This window comes from Streptomyces sp. NPDC050997, from assembly GCF_040660135.1.
Classification (GTDB): Bacteria; Actinomycetota; Actinomycetes; order Streptomycetales; family Streptomycetaceae; genus Streptomyces.
In genome coordinates this window covers 22,832-45,049 of record NZ_JBFAGK010000020.1, presented here as the reverse complement: position 1 = coordinate 45,049, position 22,218 = coordinate 22,832, and the positions used below count along the sequence as shown (strand labels likewise).

General features: G+C 71.3%; 19 protein-coding genes and 1 pseudogene. 10 read left to right on the top strand and 10 right to left on the bottom strand.

What is annotated here, in order from left to right; all coding sequences use genetic code 11:
• Positions 1-108 precede the first annotated feature (108 nt).
• Entirely contained in the window at positions 109-1,869 is a 1,761-nt protein-coding gene (locus AB0H86_RS33985) for an Imm49 family immunity protein (RefSeq protein WP_362447748.1), read from the top strand.
• Positions 1,870-1,913: 44 nt separating this feature from the next.
• Here AB0H86_RS33985 and AB0H86_RS33980 read toward each other — a convergent pair whose 3' ends face one another.
• Entirely contained in the window at positions 1,914-3,692 is a 1,779-nt protein-coding gene (locus AB0H86_RS33980; RefSeq protein WP_362447745.1) for an ABC transporter ATP-binding protein, read from the bottom strand.
• 688 nt (positions 3,693-4,380) lie between these two features.
• Between AB0H86_RS33980 and AB0H86_RS33975 the strand changes: the two are divergent.
• A pseudogene (locus AB0H86_RS33975) lies at positions 4,381-4,508 on the top strand (Uma2 family endonuclease); the annotation flags it as partial.
• Between the two features lie 33 nt (positions 4,509-4,541).
• Here AB0H86_RS33975 and AB0H86_RS33970 read toward each other — a convergent pair.
• Complete coding sequence (locus tag AB0H86_RS33970; RefSeq protein WP_362447742.1) at positions 4,542-5,840, bottom strand: DUF2993 domain-containing protein; 1,299 nt, start codon at positions 5,838-5,840, stop codon at positions 4,542-4,544.
• Between the two features lie 92 nt (positions 5,841-5,932).
• Positions 5,933-7,759: a bifunctional metallophosphatase/5'-nucleotidase gene (locus AB0H86_RS33965; RefSeq protein WP_362447739.1), complete on the bottom strand. Its 1,827-nt coding sequence runs from the start codon at positions 7,757-7,759 to the stop codon at positions 5,933-5,935.
• 147 nt (positions 7,760-7,906) lie between these two features.
• On the opposite strand from AB0H86_RS33965, the gene mshD reads away from it, so the two are divergent.
• On the top strand, positions 7,907-8,833 hold the full coding sequence (gene mshD / locus AB0H86_RS33960; RefSeq protein WP_362447736.1) for a mycothiol synthase: 927 nt from the start codon (positions 7,907-7,909) through the stop codon (positions 8,831-8,833).
• A 26-nt stretch (positions 8,834-8,859) separates the two neighbouring features.
• On the opposite strand, the gene AB0H86_RS33955 is transcribed toward mshD, so the two are convergent.
• From AB0H86_RS33955 to AB0H86_RS33935, 5 genes are all read right to left on the bottom strand, one after another.
• The gene (locus AB0H86_RS33955) at positions 8,860-9,525 is read right to left on the bottom strand and encodes an ABC transporter (protein ID WP_362447733.1); all 666 of its coding nucleotides are present in this window, start codon (positions 9,523-9,525) and stop codon (positions 8,860-8,862) included.
• Complete coding sequence (locus AB0H86_RS33950) at positions 9,516-11,048, bottom strand: ABC transporter permease (protein ID WP_362447730.1); 1,533 nt, start codon at positions 11,046-11,048, stop codon at positions 9,516-9,518. Before AB0H86_RS33950 ends, AB0H86_RS33955 begins: the two co-directional genes overlap by 10 nt.
• The gene (locus AB0H86_RS33945) at positions 11,045-11,911 is read right to left on the bottom strand and encodes an ABC transporter ATP-binding protein (protein WP_362447727.1); all 867 of its coding nucleotides are present in this window, start codon (positions 11,909-11,911) and stop codon (positions 11,045-11,047) included. The genes AB0H86_RS33950 and AB0H86_RS33945 overlap by 4 nt, the downstream gene beginning before the upstream one ends.
• A gap of 73 nt (positions 11,912-11,984) precedes the next feature.
• Complete coding sequence (locus AB0H86_RS33940; RefSeq protein WP_362447724.1) at positions 11,985-12,821, bottom strand: zf-HC2 domain-containing protein; 837 nt, start codon at positions 12,819-12,821, stop codon at positions 11,985-11,987.
• A 229-nt stretch (positions 12,822-13,050) separates the two neighbouring features.
• A complete protein-coding gene (locus AB0H86_RS33935) occupies positions 13,051-13,593 on the bottom strand; it encodes an RNA polymerase sigma factor (protein ID WP_362447721.1) in 543 nt (180 codons plus the stop codon).
• Positions 13,594-14,494: 901 nt separating this feature from the next.
• Here AB0H86_RS33935 and AB0H86_RS33930 point away from each other — a divergent pair.
• From AB0H86_RS33930 to AB0H86_RS33920, 3 genes are read left to right on the top strand one after another with little or no spacing between them, the layout of a single operon-like run.
• Positions 14,495-16,861 (top strand): RNA degradosome polyphosphate kinase, encoded by a 2,367-nt coding sequence (locus AB0H86_RS33930; protein WP_362448147.1) that lies wholly within the window; start codon positions 14,495-14,497, stop codon positions 16,859-16,861.
• Positions 16,842-17,939, top strand: a complete 1,098-nt coding sequence (locus AB0H86_RS33925) for a CHAD domain-containing protein (protein WP_362447718.1) — start codon at positions 16,842-16,844, stop codon at positions 17,937-17,939. Before AB0H86_RS33930 ends, AB0H86_RS33925 begins: the two co-directional genes overlap by 20 nt.
• Positions 17,940-17,964: 25 nt before the next feature.
• The gene (locus AB0H86_RS33920; protein WP_362447715.1) at positions 17,965-18,390 is read left to right on the top strand and encodes an NUDIX hydrolase; all 426 of its coding nucleotides are present in this window, start codon (positions 17,965-17,967) and stop codon (positions 18,388-18,390) included.
• A gap of 99 nt (positions 18,391-18,489) precedes the next feature.
• On the opposite strand, the gene AB0H86_RS33915 is transcribed toward AB0H86_RS33920, so the two are convergent.
• The gene (locus AB0H86_RS33915; protein WP_362447713.1) at positions 18,490-18,660 is read right to left on the bottom strand and encodes a hypothetical protein; all 171 of its coding nucleotides are present in this window, start codon (positions 18,658-18,660) and stop codon (positions 18,490-18,492) included.
• 121 nt (positions 18,661-18,781) lie between these two features.
• Here AB0H86_RS33915 and AB0H86_RS33910 point away from each other — a divergent pair, with 121 nt between their 5' ends.
• Both AB0H86_RS33910 and AB0H86_RS33905 read left to right on the top strand, forming a co-directional pair.
• The gene (locus AB0H86_RS33910) at positions 18,782-19,618 is read left to right on the top strand and encodes a hypothetical protein (protein ID WP_362447710.1); all 837 of its coding nucleotides are present in this window, start codon (positions 18,782-18,784) and stop codon (positions 19,616-19,618) included.
• 109 nt (positions 19,619-19,727) lie between these two features.
• Positions 19,728-19,901, top strand: coding sequence for a hypothetical protein (locus tag AB0H86_RS33905; protein WP_362447707.1), 174 nt, complete (start codon positions 19,728-19,730; stop codon positions 19,899-19,901).
• A gap of 48 nt (positions 19,902-19,949) precedes the next feature.
• Here the strand turns inward: AB0H86_RS33905 and AB0H86_RS33900 are convergent, their stop codons facing one another.
• Positions 19,950-20,309: a metal-sensitive transcriptional regulator gene (locus AB0H86_RS33900; protein WP_362447704.1), complete on the bottom strand. Its 360-nt coding sequence runs from the start codon at positions 20,307-20,309 to the stop codon at positions 19,950-19,952.
• 199 nt (positions 20,310-20,508) lie between these two features.
• On the opposite strand from AB0H86_RS33900, the gene AB0H86_RS33895 reads away from it, so the two are divergent.
• Both AB0H86_RS33895 and AB0H86_RS33890 read left to right on the top strand, forming a co-directional pair.
• Positions 20,509-21,129, top strand: coding sequence for a DUF47 family protein (locus AB0H86_RS33895; protein ID WP_362447701.1), 621 nt, complete (start codon positions 20,509-20,511; stop codon positions 21,127-21,129).
• 7 nt (positions 21,130-21,136) lie between these two features.
• Positions 21,137-22,135, top strand: a complete 999-nt coding sequence (locus tag AB0H86_RS33890) for an inorganic phosphate transporter (protein ID WP_362447699.1) — start codon at positions 21,137-21,139, stop codon at positions 22,133-22,135.
• The last annotated feature ends 83 nt before the right edge of the window (positions 22,136-22,218 follow it).

The window sequence follows — 22,218 nt, the reverse complement described above, 5'->3', positions numbered from 1 at the left end:
CTGGCACCCATCGCTCCCCCAACTGACACCCATCGCTCCCCCGGTGGCCCGCGATCGATCTAGGCTTGGGCCGGATCATGGAGTCGGGAACGACGGGGGAGCGGGACAGTGCGAATAGAGCGGCACCGGGTCGGGGAGGCGGCCGTTTCGGCGGTGCGCGAGGATTTCGTCAACCGGATCGGCTCGCGGGTGCGGTCGATGTCGAAGGCCGGTCCGGTGACCTCGTACGAGTGGTGGCTGCTGGCCGAGGAGTTCGTCGAGTACCTGGGCGCGCTCTCCGTCGAGACGCCCGACCTGCACACGCCGGAGGCGAAGGCGGTGCTGGAGGACGCCGTGGAGGCCGCCGCGGGGGCGGTGGCGTACGCGGCGTACTTCCCGCACAACCACTTCCAGGTCTTCCTCAACTACGTGAACTGGGGCATGGTCTACGACCCCGAGTCCGAGGGCAGCCCGGAGTCGGTCGGCGCCGGCCAGTGGCTGGACGCGTTCTGTCTGTCCGTCCTGGGCGCCAAGGCCGAATGGCACGGCGAGGCCTTCCACTTCGCCCGCGAGGCCCCGCAGCAGGGCCGGGCCGGGCGGCCCGACGCCGAACTGATCAACGGCTTCATGGCGTACGTCATCGGCGACACCGGGGACGACGACGCGAACTACCCGCCCTCCCGCGAGGAGAAGCTCGCCGCGATCGACGCGGCGATCGTCAGGATCCGGGCCCTGGAGGCGGAGACCGGGGAGGACCTGGTCGACCATCCGCACGGCCTCGGACTGCAGGCCCTGCGCGCGCTGACCGCGGGCGACCCGGAGGCGTTCGGTTCGGCGGTGGTGCGGCTGCTGCTGCCGCTCGCCGACACCCCCGGCCCGGGGGCGCGTCCGGGCAGTCTGCTGCCGCTGCTGCCGCTCGCGCTGACGGCGCTGGCGTACCGCCGCGAGGGCTGGCCGTCCCCCGTCGACTCCGGGTATCTGCCGCACGCGCTGGTCACCGGTTTCGAGACGCCACCGCCGAGAGTGGTGGCGTACGGCCGTGACCGGCGACCCGACGCGGTCGCCGAACTCGCCTCCGGTGTGGTGGAGTTCGAGCGTCCGGTGGATCCGCAGCCGCTGAGCCCGGAGAGTGAGGCCCAGTTCGAGCGGTACACCCGGGAGGCCTTCACCCCGGTGCCGGGGGAGCCGCTCGCCGCCTGGGAGCTGGCGCACGCCGTCACGGACCAGGAGATCCTCTTCAAGACCCGGGCCTCGCACTCCGCCGACGCGACCGACCTCCAGTTCGGCAACCTGCGGCTCGCCGCCGAGCTGGGCGCCGCGCTGTTCCGTACGACGCTGGCGGAGCCCGGCACGGAGGTCGAGGTGACGATCGACGGGACGACCGTCACGTATCCCGCCTGCCGTGACGAGGACGCCGGGCCGGGCGCCTGGCACCGGGCGGTGAACCTCGCCCTGGTCACGGGCCGCCGGGAGGATCTGGCTCCGCTGGTCCTCGCTGGCCCCACCTGCGTCTCCGCCGACGGGTCGCCCTTCGCCTCGTACCGGCAGGCCCTGCACGACTACCTGCGCGGCGAGGACCCCGAACCCGCCACGGACCAGGCCCTGCTGGACTGCGCGAAGGCCCAGAACCAGGCGTTCCTGCCGCCCCCGGCGATCCTGTTCTCCCAGCTCGTCGAAGGCGACGAGGAGACCTTCAACCTGGCTCTCCTCGACGCCCTGGAAGCCCACCGCGACCACCACCGCATCGCCGACCGCGCCACCGACTGCGACGCCGCGATCAACCTGGACATCCTGGCCCTCGTCTGCCACGCCCGCCGCCGGGGCTGGAACATCAGAGTGTCGTCGCCGTATCTGCCGGCGCGGATCCTGGAGGCGGCGGAGCCGTTCTAGGGTTCATCGGGCCGGGGAAGGCGCCAGATCCCGCAGCCGATCATCTAGAGGACAGTCCGGAGGATCAGGGTGTCGTCCGGTGCCGCCAGGGTCTCCGGCAACGGGCCCGCCAGGCGGGCGTACATCCCCGCGTGTGCGACCAGTTCGGCGTGGGTGCCCCTCTCCACGAGTCGGCCCCGGTCGACGACCAGGATGCGGTCCGCGTCGGGGGCGAGGCTCAGATCGTGGGTGATCATGATCGTCGTACGGCCGGACATCAGGCGGCGCAGGGGCTGGACGACCTGGCGGGCGGAGACCGAGTCGAGGCCGGCGGTCGGTTCGTCCAGGACCAGGACGGGGGCCGCGCGGAGCATCGCGCGGGCGATGGTGATCCGCTTCAGCTGGCCCCCGGAGAGGGCCGCGGTGCCGGGGGCGATCTCGGTGTCGTAGCCGTCGGGGAGCGCGGTGACGAAGTCGTGCGCGGCGGCGGAGCGGGCGGCCCGTTCGATGTCCGTGTCGCTCGCGCCGGGGCGCCCGCACGCGATGTTCTCGCGGATCGTGCCGTTGAGGATCAGCGTCTCCTGGGGCAGGAGTGCGACCTGCTCGCGCAGGAACTCCAGGGGTACGTCCGGCAGCGGGACGCCGTCCAGGGTGATCACGCCGGTCGAGGGGTCGTAGAAGCGGGTGAGGAGTTTGGACAGCGTCGACTTTCCGGCGCCGCTCGGGCCGGTGATGATCACGAGCTCGCCGGGAGCAGCGGTGAAGGCCACGTCGTCCAGCGACTCGCGGGCCGCGCCCGGGTAGCGGAAGGAGACGCCGTGGAAGCCGACCCAGCCGCGGACGGGCCACCGCCCCACCGGCTCGGCGGGGTCGGCCACCGACGGCCGGGTGTCCAGGATCTCGCCCAGGCGCTGCGCGCCGGCGGTGGCGGCGGTGAGGGTGAGGCCGAGCTGGCCGAGGTTGCGGATCGGCGGGTAGAGGTAGCCCACGAAGGCGGCGAAGGCGAGGAGTTGGCCCAGTGTCATGCGGCCGGCGGAGATCTCCCAGACGCCCAGGCCGATGATGGTGAGGACGCAGAGCGTCTCCACGACCTCGACGAACTGCTCGTACATCTCGCTGAGTCGCGCCCCGCGCACGGACGCCCTCATCCAGGCGCGGGCCTCCCGGTCGAGGCGTTCCTCCTCGTCGCCCCGCCGGTTGTAGGCCTGGGTCAGCACGACATTGCCCAGTGACTCCTCCACCACCGAGGTGATCGCGCCGTCGGCGACCCGCTCGTCCCGTGCGGCCTCCCTGATCCGGCCGGAGAAGCGGCGGGCGGCGAGCAGGAAGAGGGGTGCGAGGACGAAGGTGGCCAGGGCCAGGTCCCAGCGCAGCCAGAAGGCGGCGGCCGCGTAGAAGACGGCGGAGAAGGCGGCGGAGACCGTGCCGACGACTCCGGAGACGACCATCTGCTCGATGGCCTCGACGTCACCGGTCAGGCGCTCGACCAGGTCGCCCCGGCGGTGCTGCTGGAAGAAGTGGGGTGGCAGGTCCTGGACATGGCGGAAGACGTTCGCGCGGAGCCGGAGGACGAATCTCTCGGCCGTCCAGGTCGCCAGCGAGTTGCCGAGGTAGCCGACGAGCGCGCCGAGCACGGCGACGCCCAGCCAGCCCCCGGCCGGACCCCAGAACGCGGCGAGCGAACCGGCCTTCAGGGCGTTGTCGGTGAGCTGCGCGAACAGCAGGATCGAGGCGGTCTCGGCGAGCGCGGACACCACCACGCACGCCACGATCACCGCCAGCCACTTGCGGTCGCCCCGCGTCAGCGGCCAGAAACGGCCGAAAGCCTCGCGGACTTCCCTCATGGTCTCCAACTCCCTCCGGGCGCGAGCCCTCTTGGACATGGCCGAGGCGGGGCCCCGGTGGCGGGTCGAGCCCGCTCACCGACGACCCCGCCTCGTGGCGTGCCTCAGCCCTTGTGTCAGCCCTTGCGTCAGCCCTTGTGGGCGACGGGGCGGCGCTTGGGGGCCGCCTTCTTCGGGGCGTGCTTCTTCGGCGCCGGGGCGGGCTTACGGGTCTTCTTGACGGGGGCGATCTTGTGGAAGCTCATGGGTGTTCCCTCCCGGAATTCCTCGACGGAATTCTTTAGCTAGGATTTATATGTCGCGGATTTGCTACAGCTCAGCCCTTGTGCGCGACCGGGCGACGCTTGGGGGCGACCTTCTTCGGGGCGTGCTTCTTCGGCGCCGGGGCGGGCTTACAGGCCTTCTTCACCGGGGCGATCTTGTGGAAGCTCATGGTTCTCTCCTTGTGGTCGTGCGGGTGAACTGACTTCGCCGTTCGCGCCCTTCGCGTCTGCGTCGTTCGCTTTCGACATGGAAAACACTACGGGATTTCCTGGGCCGAAAAAGCCAATTCACCTTGGAACTCAATAAGATTCGATGTGAGTCCCCTCTAAAATGAAAGTCTCAGACGAATCCCGGAACCGATGAGAATTCACACAGAACTTATGCCCGACACGACGGCAGGCCCGGCAAGGCCCGGCAAGGCCCGCCAAGGCCCGACAAGGCCGACTGGGAGGACATCCACCGCGTCCCTACGGCACCGAGGTCACCATCCCCGAAGGCCCCGCCAAGGGCTTCGTGATCGGCGAAGAGATCACTGGCCCCAAGCGGGCCTGACAGGCGGGCGCCTGTCGGTAGGCGGCAGAACCGTCAGGACCCGCCGACCGCCAACCCCGAGCCCTCGATCCGCACCTGGATCCCGTCCTCACGCACCCGCACGTCCCGCAGCCGCAGTTGCCCCCGCTCCGGCTCGGGCACCTCGAACCCCAGGGACAGCTGATCGGCGAGGACCGGCCGGGTCAGTCGGGGCAGGGCGTCCAGCAGCGCGGGATCGAAGCCGAGGCGCTGCAGCAGCTCGGGCTGTTCCAGGGCCAGGTCGACGAGGTTGAGGCCCATGGCCTGCCGTACGAAGCTCGGCCGGCCGGTCAGCCGGGACAGCGCGGAGTCGGAGCGCTGCGCCTCGCGCACATCGGAGTCGGGCACACCCAGCGACCGCACCACCGACGGAACCCCCAGCAGCGCCTTCGCCTTGCGGGTCTCGTGGGCGAGGGCGGCGGCGGCCCCGCGGGTCAGGTGGAGTCCCTCGGAGGCCGAGGTTCCCGGGCGGTACGTCGCCAAGTCCCCGATGTCGAGGCGCATTCCGCCGATCTCGGTGGCGATTCCCTGCTCGCCGTCCCGGCGGATGCGCGCGTCGGCCCGCAACTTCAGATCGTGCCCGGCCACCGGCAACGTGCCGCGCGCCAGCACCCGGTCCCGGCCCTGCCCGGTGAACGTCACCTGGGACGCGCCGAGTTCACGGTTCAGATCGTCGAAGGAGAGCAGCACCTCGCCGTCGAGCCGGGGAATGTCGGCTCCCCGTACGGCGGTCAGCCCGTCCGCGTCCAGATGGACGTCGTGCGCGGTCGCCGTCACCCGGGCCAGCGAGACCCGGTCCGCGGCGACGTCCGGCACGGTCAGCCGTACCGATTCCAGCCGCTTGTCGGCGACTTGGGTGAGGAAGGGAAATCCGCCGATCTCCACCTCGGGCGCCGCGCTCAGCTTCATCCGGTCCTTGAGCGTGTCCGCCGCCCGGCCTTCGGCGTACAGCAGGGCCCAGCGGTCGGCGAGGGTGAGGAAGGCGGCGAGGACGACGAGGCCGCAGACCGCCTTCAGCGCGAACGGAAGTCCGGCGAACCGGCCGCGCTTGCGACGGCGGCTGCTGCCGCCGCGAGAACTGCGACCACTGCGGCCGTGATGCGGCGGAGCCCAGGACTCGTCCTCCTCGGGGCCCCGTTCGAAGCCCCGCTCGGAGTCAGAGCCCCGCTCGGAGCCCCGCTGAAGGGCCTCCTCCAGTGGACCGTCTGGACCGTCTGGACCCTCTGGGCCGTCATCGAGGGCACGGAGTTCGTCGTACGGATTTGCATAGGTGTTTGCAGGCGGATGCGTAGGGATGTTGTGGGGGGCGCGCATCGATCCATCCGATCATGCGCGTACCCCCCACCCGCAACCTGAACCGGCTCCGTGCGACTCAGCTCACGATCCGCCGATCAACTGAACGTTCACTACTGCAGAATCGTGATTCGGTTCGCCGTCGGCGGCGCGATCGGGCCGCCGGCCGAGGAACTGGCCGTCAGGTACTGCTCGAGAGCGGTCAGGTCGTCGGTGCCGACGAGGTCGTTCGTGCCCTGGCCCAGGGTGGTGAAGCCGTCGCCGCCGCCCGCGAGGAAGCTGTTCGTCGCGACCCGGTAGCCGGCCGCCGGGTCGATGGCGGCGCCGTTCAGCCTGATGGAGTCGGTGACGACCCGGTCCGCGCCGGTCTTCGTCAGGTCCAGGGTGTACGTCAGGTTGGCGGAGGGCTGAAGGATCTTCGGCGCGGCCGTGTTCGTGCCGCTCACCTGTTCCTTGAGCACCTGGATCAGCTGGGCGCCCGTGAAGTCCTGGAGGTTCACCGTGTTGGAGAACGGCTGCACGGTGAAGCCCTCGGCGTACGTCACCACGCCGTCGCCCTCGCTGCCCTTGGCCGCGTAGGTGAGGCCCGCCCGGACACCGCCGGGGTTCATCAGCGCGAGGTCGGTCTCGGCGTCCAGCTCACGGCCGTACCAGAGCTGCGCGTCCGCGATCAGGTCGCCCATCGGGGACTCGGTGCCGGTGCTCGGCACGTCGGCGGAGATGTAGCCGATCGCGCGGTTGCCGATGGGTGCCGCGAGGGTGTTCCACCTGCCGATCAGCGCGGTCATGTCCGCGGCCTTGGGGACGGTCCGGGTGACCACGTGGTTCGCCGACTTCACGGACGTACGGGCGATGTCACCCGTCCGACGGTCGTACGTGAGCGTGGTGTCCGTGTAGAGACGGCCGAAGGACGCGGCCGAGGTGACCATGCGCGGCGTGCCCGCCGGGTCGGGGATCGTGCACACGTACGCCGCGTGGGTGTGGCCGGTGACCAGCGCGTCCACCGACGGCGTGATGTTCTTGGCGATGTCCACGATCGGGCCGGAGATGCCGTCGCCCGCGCCCGGGGAGTCGCAGTCGTAGTTGTAGGAGCCGGAGGCCGGCTGCCCGCCCTCGTGGATGAGGGCGACGATCGACTTCACGCCCTGTGCCTGGAGCACGCGCGCGTACTTGTTGATCGTCTCGACCTCGTCCTTGAACTTCAGGCCCTTGACGCCCTCGGCGGAGACGACACCCGGGGTGTCCTCCAGGGTCACGCCGATGAAGCCGACCTTGACGCCCTTCTTCTTCCACACCCAGTACGGCTTCAGGATCGGCTTGCCGGTCTTCTCGTCCAGCACGTTCGCCGCGAGGTAGGGGAAGTCGGCGCCCTTGAACCTCTTGTCCGTGTAGCAGCCGGCGGTCGGATGACAGCCGCCGTTCTGCAGCCGGGCGAGTTCCTTGGCGCCCTCGTCGAACTCGTGGTTGCCGACGCTCGTGACGTCCAGGTCGAGCTTGTTCAGCGCCTCGATGGTGGGCTCGTCGTGGAACAGGCCCGAGATCAGCGGGGAGGCGCCGACCATGTCGCCGCCGGCCGCGGTGACGGAGTACGGGTTGCCCTCGCGGGCCTCGCGCAGATGGGTGGCGAGGTACTCGACGCCGCCCGCGTCGATCGTCTTCGTGGTGCCGTCCGCCTGGAGTTCGGTGACCCGGCCGGAGGAACCGGACGGCGGCTCCAGGTTGCCGTGCAGGTCGTTGAAGGACAGCAGTTGTACGTCCTGGTAGCGGCCCGGCGTGTGACCTCCCGGCCGGCCCTTGCCCTCGCCGGCGCTCGCCGTGGCCGGCATCGCGGCGGCCAGCGCGCCGACGGTGACGAGACCGGCGGCAGCGGCGAGGAGCCGGCGAGTACGACGTCTGCTGCGCACGGCTCGATCCGGGTGCGGGTGGGAATTGGCTGGCATACGCCCCCCTGTGATTCAGGTGTGAAAGTGGGCCCCGTTCCGGCGCAGCCTAGGGTCAACGCGCGTAGCGCGACAGGTGTTTCCCGGTTACATCCTGGTTGCTTCTTTGCCGCCACTTTGCCGGGACCTCCCCGTACCCTCGTACGCATGACCAGCGACGACATCGCACACACCGGTACCCCCCGCTCAATCGAGACCCGCTCCGAACTCTCCCCGGACCAGACCGAGGCGGTGCTCGGGCTGCTCGCGGCGGCGGCGCGGAACGACGGGCAGCAGGCGGTGTCGGAACAGGGCCGGTTGCAGTTGCGGGGCGGCTCGCGCGCCGGGGTGGCTCATCTGCTGCTGTCCGTCGGGGACGAACTCGTCGGCTACGCCCAACTGGAGGACACCGACCCGGTGGAGGCGCCGGCGGCGGAACTCGTCGTCCATCCCTCGCACCGGGGTAACGGCCACGGCCGGGCGCTGGGCTCCGCGCTGCTCGCCGCGTCCGGGAAGCGGCTGCGGGTGTGGGCCCACGGAGGTCACTCGTCCGCCCGTCATCTGGCGCAGGTCCTCGGCCTGACCCTGTTCCGTGAACTACGGCAGATGCGGCGGTCGTTGGGCGATCTGGACCTGCCGGATCCGGTGCTCCCCGAGGGCGTGACGGTCCGGACCTTCGTCCCCGGCGTCGACGACTCGGCCTGGCTCGCGGTCAACGCGGCGGCCTTCGCGCACCATCCCGAGCAGGGGTCCCTGACCCAGCGGGACCTCGACGACCGCGAGGCCGAACCGTGGTTCGACCCCGCGGGCTTCTTCCTGGCCTTCCGCGGCGAGGAACTCGTCGGCTTCCACTGGACGAAGGTCCACGCGGCGGAACAGCTCGGGGAGGTGTACGTCCTGGGAGTCCGGCCCGGTGCCCAGGGCGGCGGCCTGGGCAAGGCACTGACGACCGTCGGGCTACGGCATCTCGCGGGTCAGGGACTGCCGACGGCGATGCTGTACGTCGACGCCGACAACGAGGCGGCGGTATCCGTGTACGAACGCCTGGGCTTCGGGACGTACGAGACGGACCTGATGTACCGCACGGAGAGCTGAGCCAGGACGGTGTGACCGCGGGGCGGTCAGGTGCGCGACGGTTTCAGCGGGCCCGCCGCCGACCGCCGCCGTACCGGCTCCATCCCGCACATCGCCCACACCGCCAACGCCGCCGCCAGCAGCACCCCCCACCGCTCGTGCGCGGCCGCCCACCGCTCGTCCTTCACCGTCACCATGAGCGCCCAGCGGTCCGGCGGCAGCAGCGCGGACAGTACGGCCCCCGTGAGGAGCACAGCCGTCACCCCCGCGCCCGGCCGGGGTTCCTCGCGGAAGCGGATCGCCACGGCGGACAGGGCGAGCGCCAGCGCGAACGTCGTCGCCGCCTCCAGGGTGACCGCGCCCACCGGCGGGCGGACCGCCGCCGGCACCAGCAGTACGGCCGCCGTCCAGAACAACGCGGTGAACGGGACCGCCAGCGCCGCCCGCAGCAACTGGCGGACCGGCCGCCGTACCGGTACCGGGGCGGTCGTGTGGCGGGCCGGATCGTCCAGGACGAACGCCAGCCCCGCCGCGAGGGCCAGGGCGGCGGCCCGCAACAGGTTGAGCGCCAGCCAGTCGCTGGGCTCGTCGCCGAGCAGCCGGGGCATGGCGGCCGCCAGCAGACCCAGCGCACCGGCAGCGCCCAGCGTCCGCCACGGCATCGTGCGCGCGAGGGGGGCCAGCAGTCCCCGTACCGTCGCTCCTACAGGCACTTGTCCGCCTCCTTCGGCGCCTCGACGCCCAGCAGCCGGGCCACCTCGGCGGTCGTCACCTTCGGCGCGGTCACTTCCGCCCAGTGCGAGGTCACCTTCGCGGCGACCGTCTGCCGGGGCTGGTCGAGCAACTGCCGTACGACACTGGTCTGGCCGCCCGTCATGTAGAGGGGCTCGGTCGGCGAGATGACGAGCGAGGAGCCGCTGACGCCGTCGTCGAGACGGGCCCGGGCCAGGTCGCCGATCGGGTCGGGCCGGCCGGCCAGGCCCAGCCACATGATGGTGACCATCCGCCCGTCGCACAGATCGCCGGTCGCCGTCTTCTCGTCGCCCGTGACCAGCACTCCGGCGACCGCGACCGAGAACTCGGGGACGCGGTTGCCGCCCCAGGCCGTGCCCACGGTCACCTGGTACGGGGTGGTCGACGGTTCGAGCGTGCTGTCGGAGCCCAGGCCGTAGCGGGCCTCGAGCCGCTGCCGGACGAGGAGCTTCTGGTCGTGCGCGGTACCGCCGGTGAGGGACTGGACCTGCTTCACCGTGTCGGCCCAGGTGTCGGCCCGCGGGGTCCACTCGGGGAACGCGCAGTACGTGGACCCGTCCCGCTCGACGCAGGTCTGTTCCTTCGCCGGGGTGGCCGAGGCCCGTTCGCGGGCGGCGGTCGTGGCGGCCGGGACCCCGGTCATCTGGGCGGACGCGCCGAGCACGGTCACCGCGAGCATGCCCACGAAGGCACCCTGCACGGTCCGGATCCGCCGCCCGCCGCCGAGCAGCACGGCGAGCAGACCGACCGTCAGGGCGAGCGCGAGGAGGTACAGGGCGTGCCAGACGGCGGGCCGGCCCAGCAGGTCGGACGGGAAGGAGTTGCCGCCGGCCTCAATGATCATCGGGTACAGCCAGCGTGTGCCGTCCTCCTCATTGCCGCCGGAAGACGCGCTGAAGGCGAAGAGGAAGAAGAGGAGGAAGAAGACGATCAGCAGCGGCGCCGCGGCCACCGACGCCACCAGCCGGGCGATGAGAACCCCGGCGGCCCCGAACAGCAGTACCGTCAGCGGGCCGACGAGCAGTTCGCCGACCGAGCCGCGTCCGACCGCCCCGGGCTTGAGCGCCTCCCAGGTGAACTGCCCGGCCACGCACAACGCGACGACCGCGGCCACCGGCACGACGGACAGCACGTGTGCGGCAGTACGCCGCCACGGCTGCACCACCAGGACGGCGAAGTGCCGTTCCGTGTCCCGCCGTTTGGCGCGCAGCACCGCGTGGTTGACGCTCAGCAGCACCGCGAGTCCGACGAGTACCGGCGCGCCCTGGGTGGCGCGGTCGACGTCCTGAAGGGCCGGGTAGCCGTCGTAGGAATCCCGGGTCCGCCACACGATCCAGCCGATGTTCACGAGGAAGGCGAAGAGGACCGGGATCCGCGTCAGCAGTCTGCGGGCCTCGAAGAGGGCCAGGTCCGTCACGGCCCGCCACGGCCGTCCAAGCTCGGTGCGCACCACCGTCGGTGCCGCTTCCATGACCGCGCTCATGCCGCCGTCACCTCCTGGGCACCCTCGCCGTCGAGCGTGAGCAGGTAGCCGTCCTCCAGGGTGGGTTCGAGGAGGTCCGCGCCGGGCGGCGGATCACCCACGTTGCGGAAGGTGCCGGTGCCGGTGCGCCAGCCCGCCTTCGCGGCCGGGGCACGCTCGGTGCTGCTCCACACCCGGCCGGCCGCCCGCGCGGTCAGTTCGGCCGGGGTGCCGTCGAAGCGGACGCGCCCGCCGGCCATCACCAGGACGCGGTGGCAGAGCATCGCCACGTCCTCCGTCTGGTGGGTGGACAGCAGCACGGTCCGTCCCTCTCCCGCCTGGGCGATCAACTCCCGGAACCGCATGCGCTGTTCGGGGTCCAGGCCGACGGTGGGCTCGTCGAGGACGAGGAAACCGGGGTCGCCGACGAGGGCGGCGGCCAGCGCCACCCGCTGCCGCATCCCGCCGGACAGCTTCTTGATGCGCCTGCCGCGTACGTCGGTCAGGTCGACCTCGGCAAGGACGCGCCGCACCTCGCGGTGGCGTGCGGCGCGGTCGGTCAGCTCCTTCAGGATCGCCACGTAGTCTACGAACTCGAAGGCCGTGAAGTCCGGGTGGAAGCCGGGAGTCTGGGGCAGGTAGCCGAGCGCGCGCCGCACCTCCTGCCGGCCGCGCGCGGTGCCCGGGTCGTTGCCGAGCACGGTGAAGGCGCCGTGATCGGCGGGCACAGCCGTGGCCAGGACCCGCAACAGGGTGGTCTTGCCCGCCCCGTTGGGCCCGAGCAGCCCGGTGACGCCCGGCGCCAGCCGCAGCGACACGTCGTCGAGGGCGCGCGTACCGCCGTAGCGGAGACTGAGCCCGGAGGCGGAGACGGTGGGGGTCATACGGCACTCCCAAGAAGGTGTTCGAAGTCGGCGGAAGTCATCCGGTACTCCCCTGGAACAGCTGGAACGGTGGTCATACGGGCCTCCCATGGAAGCGGTCGAAGCCGTCCCGCCCGGCGAACAGCAGACCGGCCGCGAGCGCGGCCACCGCCGCGGCCACCCCCTGCCCGAGCGCGGTGAACGGCACCAGCGCCCCGTCGCCGGCCGGACCGGCCACGCGTGCGGCCAGCAGCAGCGCGATCCACGCGCCGCCGACCAGCGAGGGCGCGCGTACCGGGCCAAGGCGGGGGGTCAGTGCCAGCCCGGTCGTGGTGAGGGCGAGCGCCGGCAGCAGCCAGGCGAGGGCCCGCAGCCCGTACCCGGGCAGGGCGAGCGTGGCCAGGCCGTCGAGGCCGAGGCTCGCGACAAGTACCGCGACCGTCCGGATCATCAGCAGCCGGAAGCCGTGCAGCGGGGCCACCACGGCCATCTCGTACGTCGGGTCCAGCACGGGCCCGAACGAGAGCGCGACGCCGGCCAGCGGCAGCAGCGGGGCGAGGGCGAGGAAGAGCGTGGGCGAGTCGGTGGTTCGTAGCGCGTTGCTCGCCAAGACGGTCATGCCGAGCACGGCGAGGACCGCGCCAAGCCAGGAGCCGCGCAGTACCGGGGTGGCCGCGAGCAGCCGCGCGATGTGGTCGGGGACGCCCGTCCGCACCAGCAGCGACTCGAACAACCCGGGCCGGGGCGCGTCGAGTTCGGCGTCCAGCCGCTCCCATCCGGCGTCCAGGGCGGCCGGGTCGCCGACACCGGCCAGCACGGCCCGGCACTGCGCGCAGGCGCCGAGGTGGGTGTCGGCGGCCCACAGCACGGGCGGCGCCAACTCGCCCTGCGCGTAGGCCCGCAGATCCTCTTCGCTCACATGCCAGGTCATGCCGCCACCTCCCACCGTCGTCCACCCGTACTCATGCCGGTCCCCTGCGGTCGTTGACGCGTCGCCGCACGCACGCCCCGCAGACGATCACGCGTCGCCGCACGCACGCCCCGCAGACGATCACGCGTCGCCGCACGCACGCCCCGCAGACGATCACGCGTCGCCGCACGCACGCCCCGCAGATACTCACGCGCCGTCACGTCAGCACCCCGCAGACGTTCCCCTGTCCTCATGCCAGCGCCTCCCGCAGTTGCCAGCGAGCCCGCATCGCCCGTGTCTTGACCGTGCCCGGCGGGATGCCGAGGAGGACGGCCGCCTCTCGGGTGGTCAGTCCGTCGATGACCGTCGCCTGCAGGACCGCACGCAGTTCCGGTGAGAGCCGGACGAGGGCGCCCGCGAGGTCCCCGTGCTCCACCCCCGCGAGCACGCGCTCCTCCGCGGACGCCTCGTCCCGGTGCCGCAGCCGCGCCAGCGCCTGCCGCAGCCGCCCCCGTGCCCCGTCCCCGCGCAGCGCGTCGACCAGCCGCCGCGACCCGATGCGCCACAGCCACCCCGCCACGTCCCCCTCCTGCCGGTAACGGGCCTTGCCCCGCCACACCGCCAGGAAGGTCTCCTGTACGACGTCGTCGACGAGCCCGGCATCGGCGCACCGGCCGCGCAGCCGTGCGGTGAGCCACGGCGCGAACCGCCGGTACAGCTCCTCGAAGGCACGCCGGTCCGCGTCCGCCGCGATGGCCCGCAGCAGCTCCCCGTCGCTTCTCGTTTCGCTCACGTCTCCTCATCGGACGAGCCCGGTCGATCGGTTCACGCGATCACGCTTGACTTTCGGGCACGTCCAGATCGTCCAGCAGACCGAGCGGCGGATCCTGGACGCCGGCTACCTGGACCTGAGGAGCCGTGTCCGCACTCCGGCGGCCGGCGCACCCGCGTCGCCCTCGCCCTGGGCTCGGCGACCACGTGCGTGCGACGGCTCCCCGGCCTTGGTCAGGCGCTGCCGCTGAGGCGCCGTACCGGCACCGCCCGCGTCCGCGAGGAGTCCCCCGTATGACCGCCCCCACCGCCCTGCGGGCGACCTGCTGTGGGCCCACGGTCCCGGTGCGCGCGGGGCCACCGCGGAGTGGCGGCGACCGTGCGCGACCCCGGACGACACCTGTCAGTGGGGCATCGCCGTCGAGCCGTACCGCGCGGCCCGCACGCTCGGTGAGCTCGCCATCGTGTGGAGCCCCGCCCTGGTCACCACCGTCCTGGTCCTTCGGCACCGGCTGGTGTACGAGACCCGGGCCCCCTCGGCGGACTGGAGCTGGCACGACGACCCCACCTTCACCGCAAACGGCACCGCCGCCCTCGCCCGGCTCCTGCTCGCCCTCACCGGCGGCGCCCTCGCCGGCCTGGTCCTGCGCCGCGCGCTGCCCGCGCTCGCCGTCGCCGTCGCGGGCGTCCTGGCCCTGCGCCTGGGTGTCGGGTGGGCCCTGCCCCGCCTGTGGCCCTGGGAGACCGGCGTGACCGCCCCGCAGACCGCTCCCCCGCCGCCCACTTCTGGCCCCCTCCAGCTCACGGAGACCGGCATCGTCCTCGCCCGGAAGCCGCCTCCGATATCCGGGAGCCGCCCCCCGATATCCCGCACGCCATGTCGCCGTAACCATTGGTTCAGACGGGCTTGCGACCCTCAGCGAATGAAGCCAGCCGTGCCAGAGCCTTCATTTCCCCCCGGGGAAAAGCGGAGGAACGGGGACGCCCGCGCGTCCGCCGCACTCCCGCCCGCGCTGTCCGACGCGCCTGTATCGCTCGTGGCGCGGAACAATGGGTCCATGAGCCAGCCAAACGCCCAGGCATCGGTCCAGCACGCACAGCCCTCCGTGGGTTCCATAGCCGCGCACCGCCCGCACACCGTGTCCGCGGCCGTCTCCGACCTGGAACCCGACATCGACGCCGACCTCGACGCGTACGAGGAGGCGCCGTTCGACGGGCCCCAGCTCCCGCAGGGGCGGTTCCTCGACCGGGAACGCAGTTGGCTGGCCTTCAACGAGCGCGTCCTCGAACTCGCCGAGGACCCGAACACGCCGCTGCTGGAGCGCGCGAACTTCCTCGCGATCTTCGCCAGCAACCTGGACGAGTTCTTCATGGTCCGGGTGGCCGGTCTCAAACGCCGTATCCACACCGGTGTCGCCACCCGGTCCGCGTCCGGCCTCCAGCCCCGCGAGGTGCTGGAGATGATCTGGGCCCGCTCCCGCGAGCTCATGGCCCGGCACGCCGCCTGCTACCACGAGGACGTCGCCCCCGCCCTGGCCGAGGAGGGCGTCCACCTGGTCCGCTGGAACGAGCTGGAGGAAAAGGAGCAGGCCCGCCTGTTCACGCTCTTCCGCCACAAGATCTTCCCGGTGCTGACCCCGCTGGCGGTCGACCCCGCGCACCCGTTCCCGTACATATCCGGCCTGTCCCTGAACCTGGCCGTACGGGTACGGAACCCCGTCACCGGCACCCCGCACTTCGCGCGCGTCAAGGTGCCGCCGCTGCTGTCCCGCTTCCTGGAGGTCTCCCCGGGCCGTTACGTCCCCCTGGAGGACGTCATCGGCGCCCACCTGGAGGAGCTGTTCCCGGGCATGGAGGTACTGGAGCACCACGCCTTCCGGGTCACCCGCAACGAGGACCTGGAGGTCGAGGAGGACGACGCCGAGAACCTCCTCCAGGCCCTGGAGCGGGAACTCATGCGGCGCCGCTTCGGGCCCCCGGTGCGCCTGGAGGTCGAGGAGGACATCGACCGGGAGGTGCTCGACCTGCTGGTCCGGGAGCTGAAGATCAGCGAGGCCGAGGTGTACCCGCTGCCGGGTCCCCTGGACCTCACCGGCCTCTTCCGCATCGGTGGCCTCGACCGGCCCGAGCTGAAGTACAAGAAGTTCATCGCCGGTGTCCACCGCGACCTGGCCGAGGTCGAGTCGGCGTCCGCGCCCGACATCTTCTCGGCTCTGCGCGCCAGGGACGTGCTGCTGCACCACCCCTACGACTCGTTCTCGACGTCGGTGCAGGCGTTCCTGCAGCAGGCGGCCGAGGACGACGACGTCCTCGCCATCAAGCAGACCCTGTACCGGACCTCGGGCGACTCCCCCATCGTCGACGCGCTCATCGACGCCGCCGAGGCCGGCAAGCAGGTCCTCGTCCTGGTCGAGATCAAGGCCCGCTTCGACGAGCACGCCAACATCAAGTGGGCGCGCAAGCTGGAGGAGGCCGGCTGCCATGTCGTCTACGGCCTGGTCGGCCTGAAGACCCACTGCAAGCTGTCCCTGGTGGTCCGTCAGGAAGGCGAGACGCTACGGCGCTACAGCCATGTCGGCACGGGCAACTACCACCCGAAGACGGCCCGGCTGTACGAGGACCTCGGCCTGCTCACGGCGGACCAGCAGGTCGGCGCTGACCTCTCCGACCTCTTCAACCGCCTGTCGGGCTACTCGCGCCGGGAGACCTACCGTCGTCTCCTCGTCGCCCCCAAGTCCCTGCGGGACGGCCTGATCGCGCGGATCAACAAGGAAATCCAGCACCACCAGGCCGGACGCCCCGCGTTCGTCCGTATCAAGGTCAACTCGATGGTGGACGAGGCGATCATCGACGCCCTGTACCGCGCGTCCCAGGCGGGCGTGCAGTGCGACGTCTGGGTGCGGGGCATCTGCGCGGTCCGCCCCGGCGTCACGGGCCTGTCCGAGAACATCCGGGTCCGCTCGATCCTCGGCCGCTTCCTCGAACACTCCCGCGTGTTCATCTTCGGCAACGGCGGCGAGCCCGAGGTGTGGTTCGGCAGCGCCGACATGATGCACCGCAACCTCGACCGCCGTATCGAGGCGCTGGTGAGGGTCGTCGACCCGGCCCATCGCGCGTCGCTCAACCGGCTGTTGGAGACCGGCATGTCCGACTCCACCTCCTCCTGGCACCTCGGCCCGGACGGTGAGTGGACGAGGCACGCGACCGACGCCGACGGCCAACCCCTGCGCAACGTCCAGGAGATGCTCATAGACGCCCGGAGGCGCCGGCGTGGCACAGCAACACCTTGACCCGACGGACCCGATGGCCGGGCCGGTGACCGGGGACGCCCTCGCGGGCTACCTGCGGGCTCAGGCCACGGAGTTCCTCCGCGCCCTGCGGCTGCACCGGGAGACCGGCGGCGGCACGGCGAACGGCTCGGGCCCGCACGGCTCCGGCAGCCCGGCGGACCCCGTCGACGCGGCCCGCGCCCTGCGCCGCGCGGTCCGCCGCATCAGCGGCAGCCTGCACACGTTCCGCCCCCTGCTGGACTCCGACTGGTCGGAGTCCATGCGTCCCGAACTGGCCTGGCTGTCCGGCACGTTGGCGATGGAACACGCGTACTCGGCCCGCCTGGAGAGGCTGCTGCTGGCCCTGCACAGGCTGTCCGGGGCGGTGTTCCCGGTCCAGACGGCGGGCGCCACGGCGGGTACGGCCCGGCCCGGCCGCTCCGGCCCGCCGGCCCCTCCGGCCGCCCCGGACCGCGGCAACCTCACGGTGGGCGCGGCCAAAGCGGGCGCCCTGCTCGAACGCCAGCTGACCCTGGCCCGGACCCGGGCCCACTCGACCGCCCTCCAGGCCCTCGGCTCCTCCCGCTTCCACGCGGTCGCCGACAACATCGCGGTACTCGCCAGCGAGGTCCCGTTGGTCCCCGACGCGACCACCATCCGCCTCCACCCCCATACCGTCGCGGCCCAGGACAGACTCACCGACGCGGTGACCGCCCTCCCACTCGTCACCGCGGGGCACCCCTACAACGCGGAGGCCCTGATCCACGGCCTCGCCCCCGACCCCGCCCCGCACCCCCAGGACACCCCCTGGCACCAGGTCCGGCTGCTCCTGCGCCTGCACCGCTACGCCCGCGAGGTCCTCCAGGGCCCGAACGCGCCCGTGGACGTACGCCTGCTGGCCGCGGGCCAGGCCCTGGACCGGCACCGCGACGCCTCCGAGGCGGCCGCGGCGGCGGCGCAGGCGGCCCGGACCCCGCGGATCGCACCGGCGACGGCCTACGCCCTCGGCGTGCTCCACGCCGACCAGCGGCACGAGGTGGAGGCGGCACGTTTCGCCTTCCAGCAGGCGTGGCAGAAGCAGACGGTCGGCACGCCCTGACCCCCCTCAGGAGGCGGTGAACGACATGAACCACCCGGAGGAAACCCCCGTCCAGGCGGCTGGCTGCGTCCTGTGGCGCCGCTCCCCGATGGACGGCGAGCTGGAGCTCTGTCTGGTGCACAGGCCGAAGTACGACGACTGGTCCTGGCCCAAGGGCAAGCTGAAGCACGGCGAGGACCACCTCGTCGGGGCCCGCCGCGAGGTCGCCGAGGAGACGGGCTACGACGCCGCGCCGGGCGCCGAGTTGTCCACCGTCTGCTACATGGCCAACGGCCGCGCCAAGGAGGTCCGCTACTGGGCCGCCGAGGCCACCGAGGGCGCGTTCGTCCCGAACGACGAGGTGGACCGCATCCTCTGGCTCCCCCCGACGGCCGCCCGCATCCGTCTGACCCAGCCCCGGGACCGGACCCTGATCGACGAGCTACTGGTCCGGGAGTTCGAACGCACGTGAACGCGCACGTATGCGCAGGTAAGCGCAGGTAAGCGCATGTAGCGGAACGGTCGACGCCGCCCCGCAATCCCGTCGGTCCCGTCGGTCCCCTCGGTCCCGTCAGTCCCGGATGTGCCCCTCGGCGTCCGCGCGGGCCTGGCTGCGGGCTCTGCGCGCCGGGCCGCGCCATCCGCAGGTGCAGCGGGCAAGGCAGAAACGGCCCCGCTCGACCGTCTGTGTGTCGTGTGCGGGTCGGTCGGGAAGTGGGGGAATCCTGTCCTGCTGCGCCACGCCGACAACGGTACCCGGCCAAGGCAAAGGGCTGATGTGCGCGTGACGAGGCCTCATACCCGTCGTTAAGCGGAACGACACGGGGCCCGTGACGGACATACCGGCTGGGGGGCAAGAGGCGATGGTGGAGCGGCACAGGCGTACCGGTGGTGCGCTCGTCGTGGCGGGGCTCCTGCTCTGCGGGTGCGTCGGCATCACCGGCTGCTCCGACAGCGGGGCGGACACCGAGGACGCCCGCTCGGCCGACTCGGTCCGGACCCTGCGCCTGGTCGCCGACACCCTGGTGGACGCCGGGAGTTCGAAGGCCCGTACGTCGATGGAGATGGCCAACGGCGGGACCCGGGTCACCATCCGGGGCGAGGGCGTGTACGACTACCGCCGGCAGCTCGGGCGGCTGAGGGTGCTGCTGCCGCAGGACCCGGCGGGCATCAGCGAGCACCGGCCGATCACCGAACTCCTCGCGCCCGGCGCCCTGTTCATGAAGAACCGGGGTGCCGGTGTGCCCGCGGACAAATGGGTCCGGGTCGACACCGCCACTCTCTCGGACGGGAACCTCGTCACCGGCGGGGTCACCGATCCGCTCGCGGCCGCCGAGGTGCTGCGCGGGACGCGGACGGCGACGTACGTGGGCGAGACCGAGCTCGCGGGGACCGCGGTGCGGCACTACCGGGGGACGGCGGATCTCGGAGCGGCGGCCAGGGAGGCGTCCGCCGGGAACAAGGGGCCGCTGGCGGCCGCGGCGAAAGGGTTCACCTCGGCCAGGGTGCCCTTCGACGTCTACCTCGACGAGGAGGGGCGTATCCGCAAGCTCCGCCACCGCTTCAGCCTGGTCGGCGGAGCGCCGAAGGACTCCGTCATGGTCGCCTCGACGACCCTGCTCTATGACTTCGGGACGCCCGCGAAGGTACGGTTGCCGGCGGCCGGGGACATCTACGCCGGCCGGATCGCCGAAGAGTGAGGGCCCCGCATGGCCTGGTGACGGGTGTCAAGAACTAGCCCGTCCGTGCCATGCGCGGCGCGTGGGCCGCTCCCTACTCTAGGAAGCCGGTGACGGCAGAGAAGAGGTGATGCGCGTGGCTCCGGTCGGCGGTACGGCAGTTCAGGACCACGTGGCCCTCGCCGAGATAGAGCTGTGCGGAGAGTTGATCATCGCGGCCTCCGCCGCCGGCGGGGACCGGCTCAGCCTGGAGAGCATCGACGAGGTGCTGCGCGTGGCCGAGGAACGCGCCTCCGACGCATGAGCCGGGAGCGCCGAGCCGGCAGCGCGTGTTTTCGGCCACCTGGCACGCTCAGGTGCGCAGCAGACGGCCGATCGCCTTCGTCGCCTCCTCCACCTTCGCGTCGATCTCCGCGCCGCCCTTGACGGCCGCGTCGGCGACGCAGTGGCGCAGATGCTCCTCCAGGAGTTGCAGGGCGAAGGACTGCAGGGCCTTGGTGGAGGCGGACACCTGCGTGAGTATGTCGATGCAGTAGACGTCCTCGTCGACCATCCGCTGAAGGCCGCGGATCTGGCCCTCGATCCGGCGCAGCCGCTTGAGGTGTTCGTCCTTGTGCTTGTGGTATCCGTGCACGCCGCGGTCGTGGTCCGTCACGACGCCCGGATCCTCGGTGGCGGAGGGCGCTTGCGCGCCGGCCTCGGTGGTCGTCATCGCGTCCTCCACATCAGGGACAGACATATACCCCTACAGGGTATATCCTACCGAACTTTACGGGGTAGAAGGCCTGCGGGCGGCCCCCGTGTCGAACACTCTGCCCCATAGGTGACACTGGGGGACGGCCCATTAGCCGTGGCCGGATGATGCGCCTAGCATCACCCAGACCGAAACCGATGCACCCCGAGGACCCCTTGTGCGCTTTCGTCTGACCCCCAGGGAGACGAGCTTCTACGACATGTTCGCCGCGTCCGCGGACAACATCGTCACGGGCTCGAAGCTCCTGATGGAACTGCTCGGGGCGGACTCTTCCGCCCGGGCCGAGATCGCAGAGCGTATGCGGGCCGCTGAACACGCCGGTGACGACGCCACCCACGCGATCTTCCACCAGCTGAACTCCTCGTTCATCACGCCGTTCGACCGTGAGGACATCTACAACCTCGCGTCGTCCCTCGACGACATCATGGACTTCATGGAGGAGGCCGTCGACCTGGTCGTCCTCTACAACGTGGAGGAACTGCCCAAGGGTGTCGAGCAGCAGGTCGAGGTACTGGCACGGGCGGCCGAGCTGACCGCCGAGGCGATGCCGAACCTCCGCACGATGGACAACCTCACCGAGTACTGGATCGAGGTCAACCGGCTGGAGAACCAGGCGGACCAGATCCACCGCAAGCTGCTCGCCATGCTCTTCAACGGCAAGTACGAGGCCATCGAGGTGCTGAAGCTCAAGCAGATCGTGGACGTGCTGGAGGAAGCCGCCGACGCGTTCGAGCATGTCGCGAACACGGTGGAGACCATCGCCGTCAAGGAGTCCTGAACTCTTCATGGACACCTTGGCTCTGGTCGTGACCATCGCGGTCGCGCTCTTCTTCACGTACACGAACGGCTTCCACGACTCGGCGAACGCGATCGCCACGTCGGTCTCGACGCGTGCGCTCACACCACGGGCCGCGCTCGCGATGGCGGCTGTCATGAACCTTGCCGGTGCCTTCCTCGGCTCCGGGGTCGCCAAGACCGTCAGCGAGGGGCTGATCGAGACACCCCACGGCTCCAAGGGGATGGGCATCCTCTTCGCGGCGCTGATAGGCGCGATCACCTGGAACCTGGTCACCTGGTACTTCGGGCTGCCGTCGTCCTCCTCCCACGCGCTGTTCGGCGGCATGGTCGGAGCGGCGCTGGCCGGCGGCACGACCGTGTACTGGAGCGGGGTGATGGACAAGGTCGTCATCCCGATGTTCATCTCGCCGGTGGTGGGCCTGGGCGTCGGCTACCTGGTGATGACGGCGATCCTGTGGCTCTTCCGGCGCTCCAACCCGCACAAGGCCAAGCGCGGTTTCCGGATAGCGCAGACCGTGTCGGCGGCCGGTATGGCCCTCGGACACGGCCTCCAGGACGCCCAGAAGACCATGGGCATCGTGGTGATGGCACTGGTCATCGCGGACGTCCAGGACTACGGCGACCCGATCCCGGTGTGGGTCAAGATCGTGTGCGCGGTGATGCTGTCGCTGGGCACCTACGCGGGCGGCTGGCGGATCATGCGGACGCTGGGCCGGAAGATCATCGAGCTGGACCCGCCCCAGGGGTTCGCGGCGGAGACGACCGGCGCGTCGATCATGTTCACCACGGCGTTCATCTTCAAGGCGCCGATCTCGACGACCCACGTCATCACGTCCGCGATCATGGGCGTCGGCGCGACGAAGCGGGTGAACGCCGTGCGGTGGGGTGTCGCCAAGAACATCATCCTCGGCTGGTTCATCACGATGCCGGCGGCGGCCCTGGTGGCGGCGGGGGCGTACGGCGTGGTGAACCTGGCGTTCCTGTAGCGCCTACCTTCTAGCGCCTACCTGCGCGCTGGGGGCTCGGGCCCGTCTGATGGACCTCCGTGACGCCGCGGAGATCCATCAGA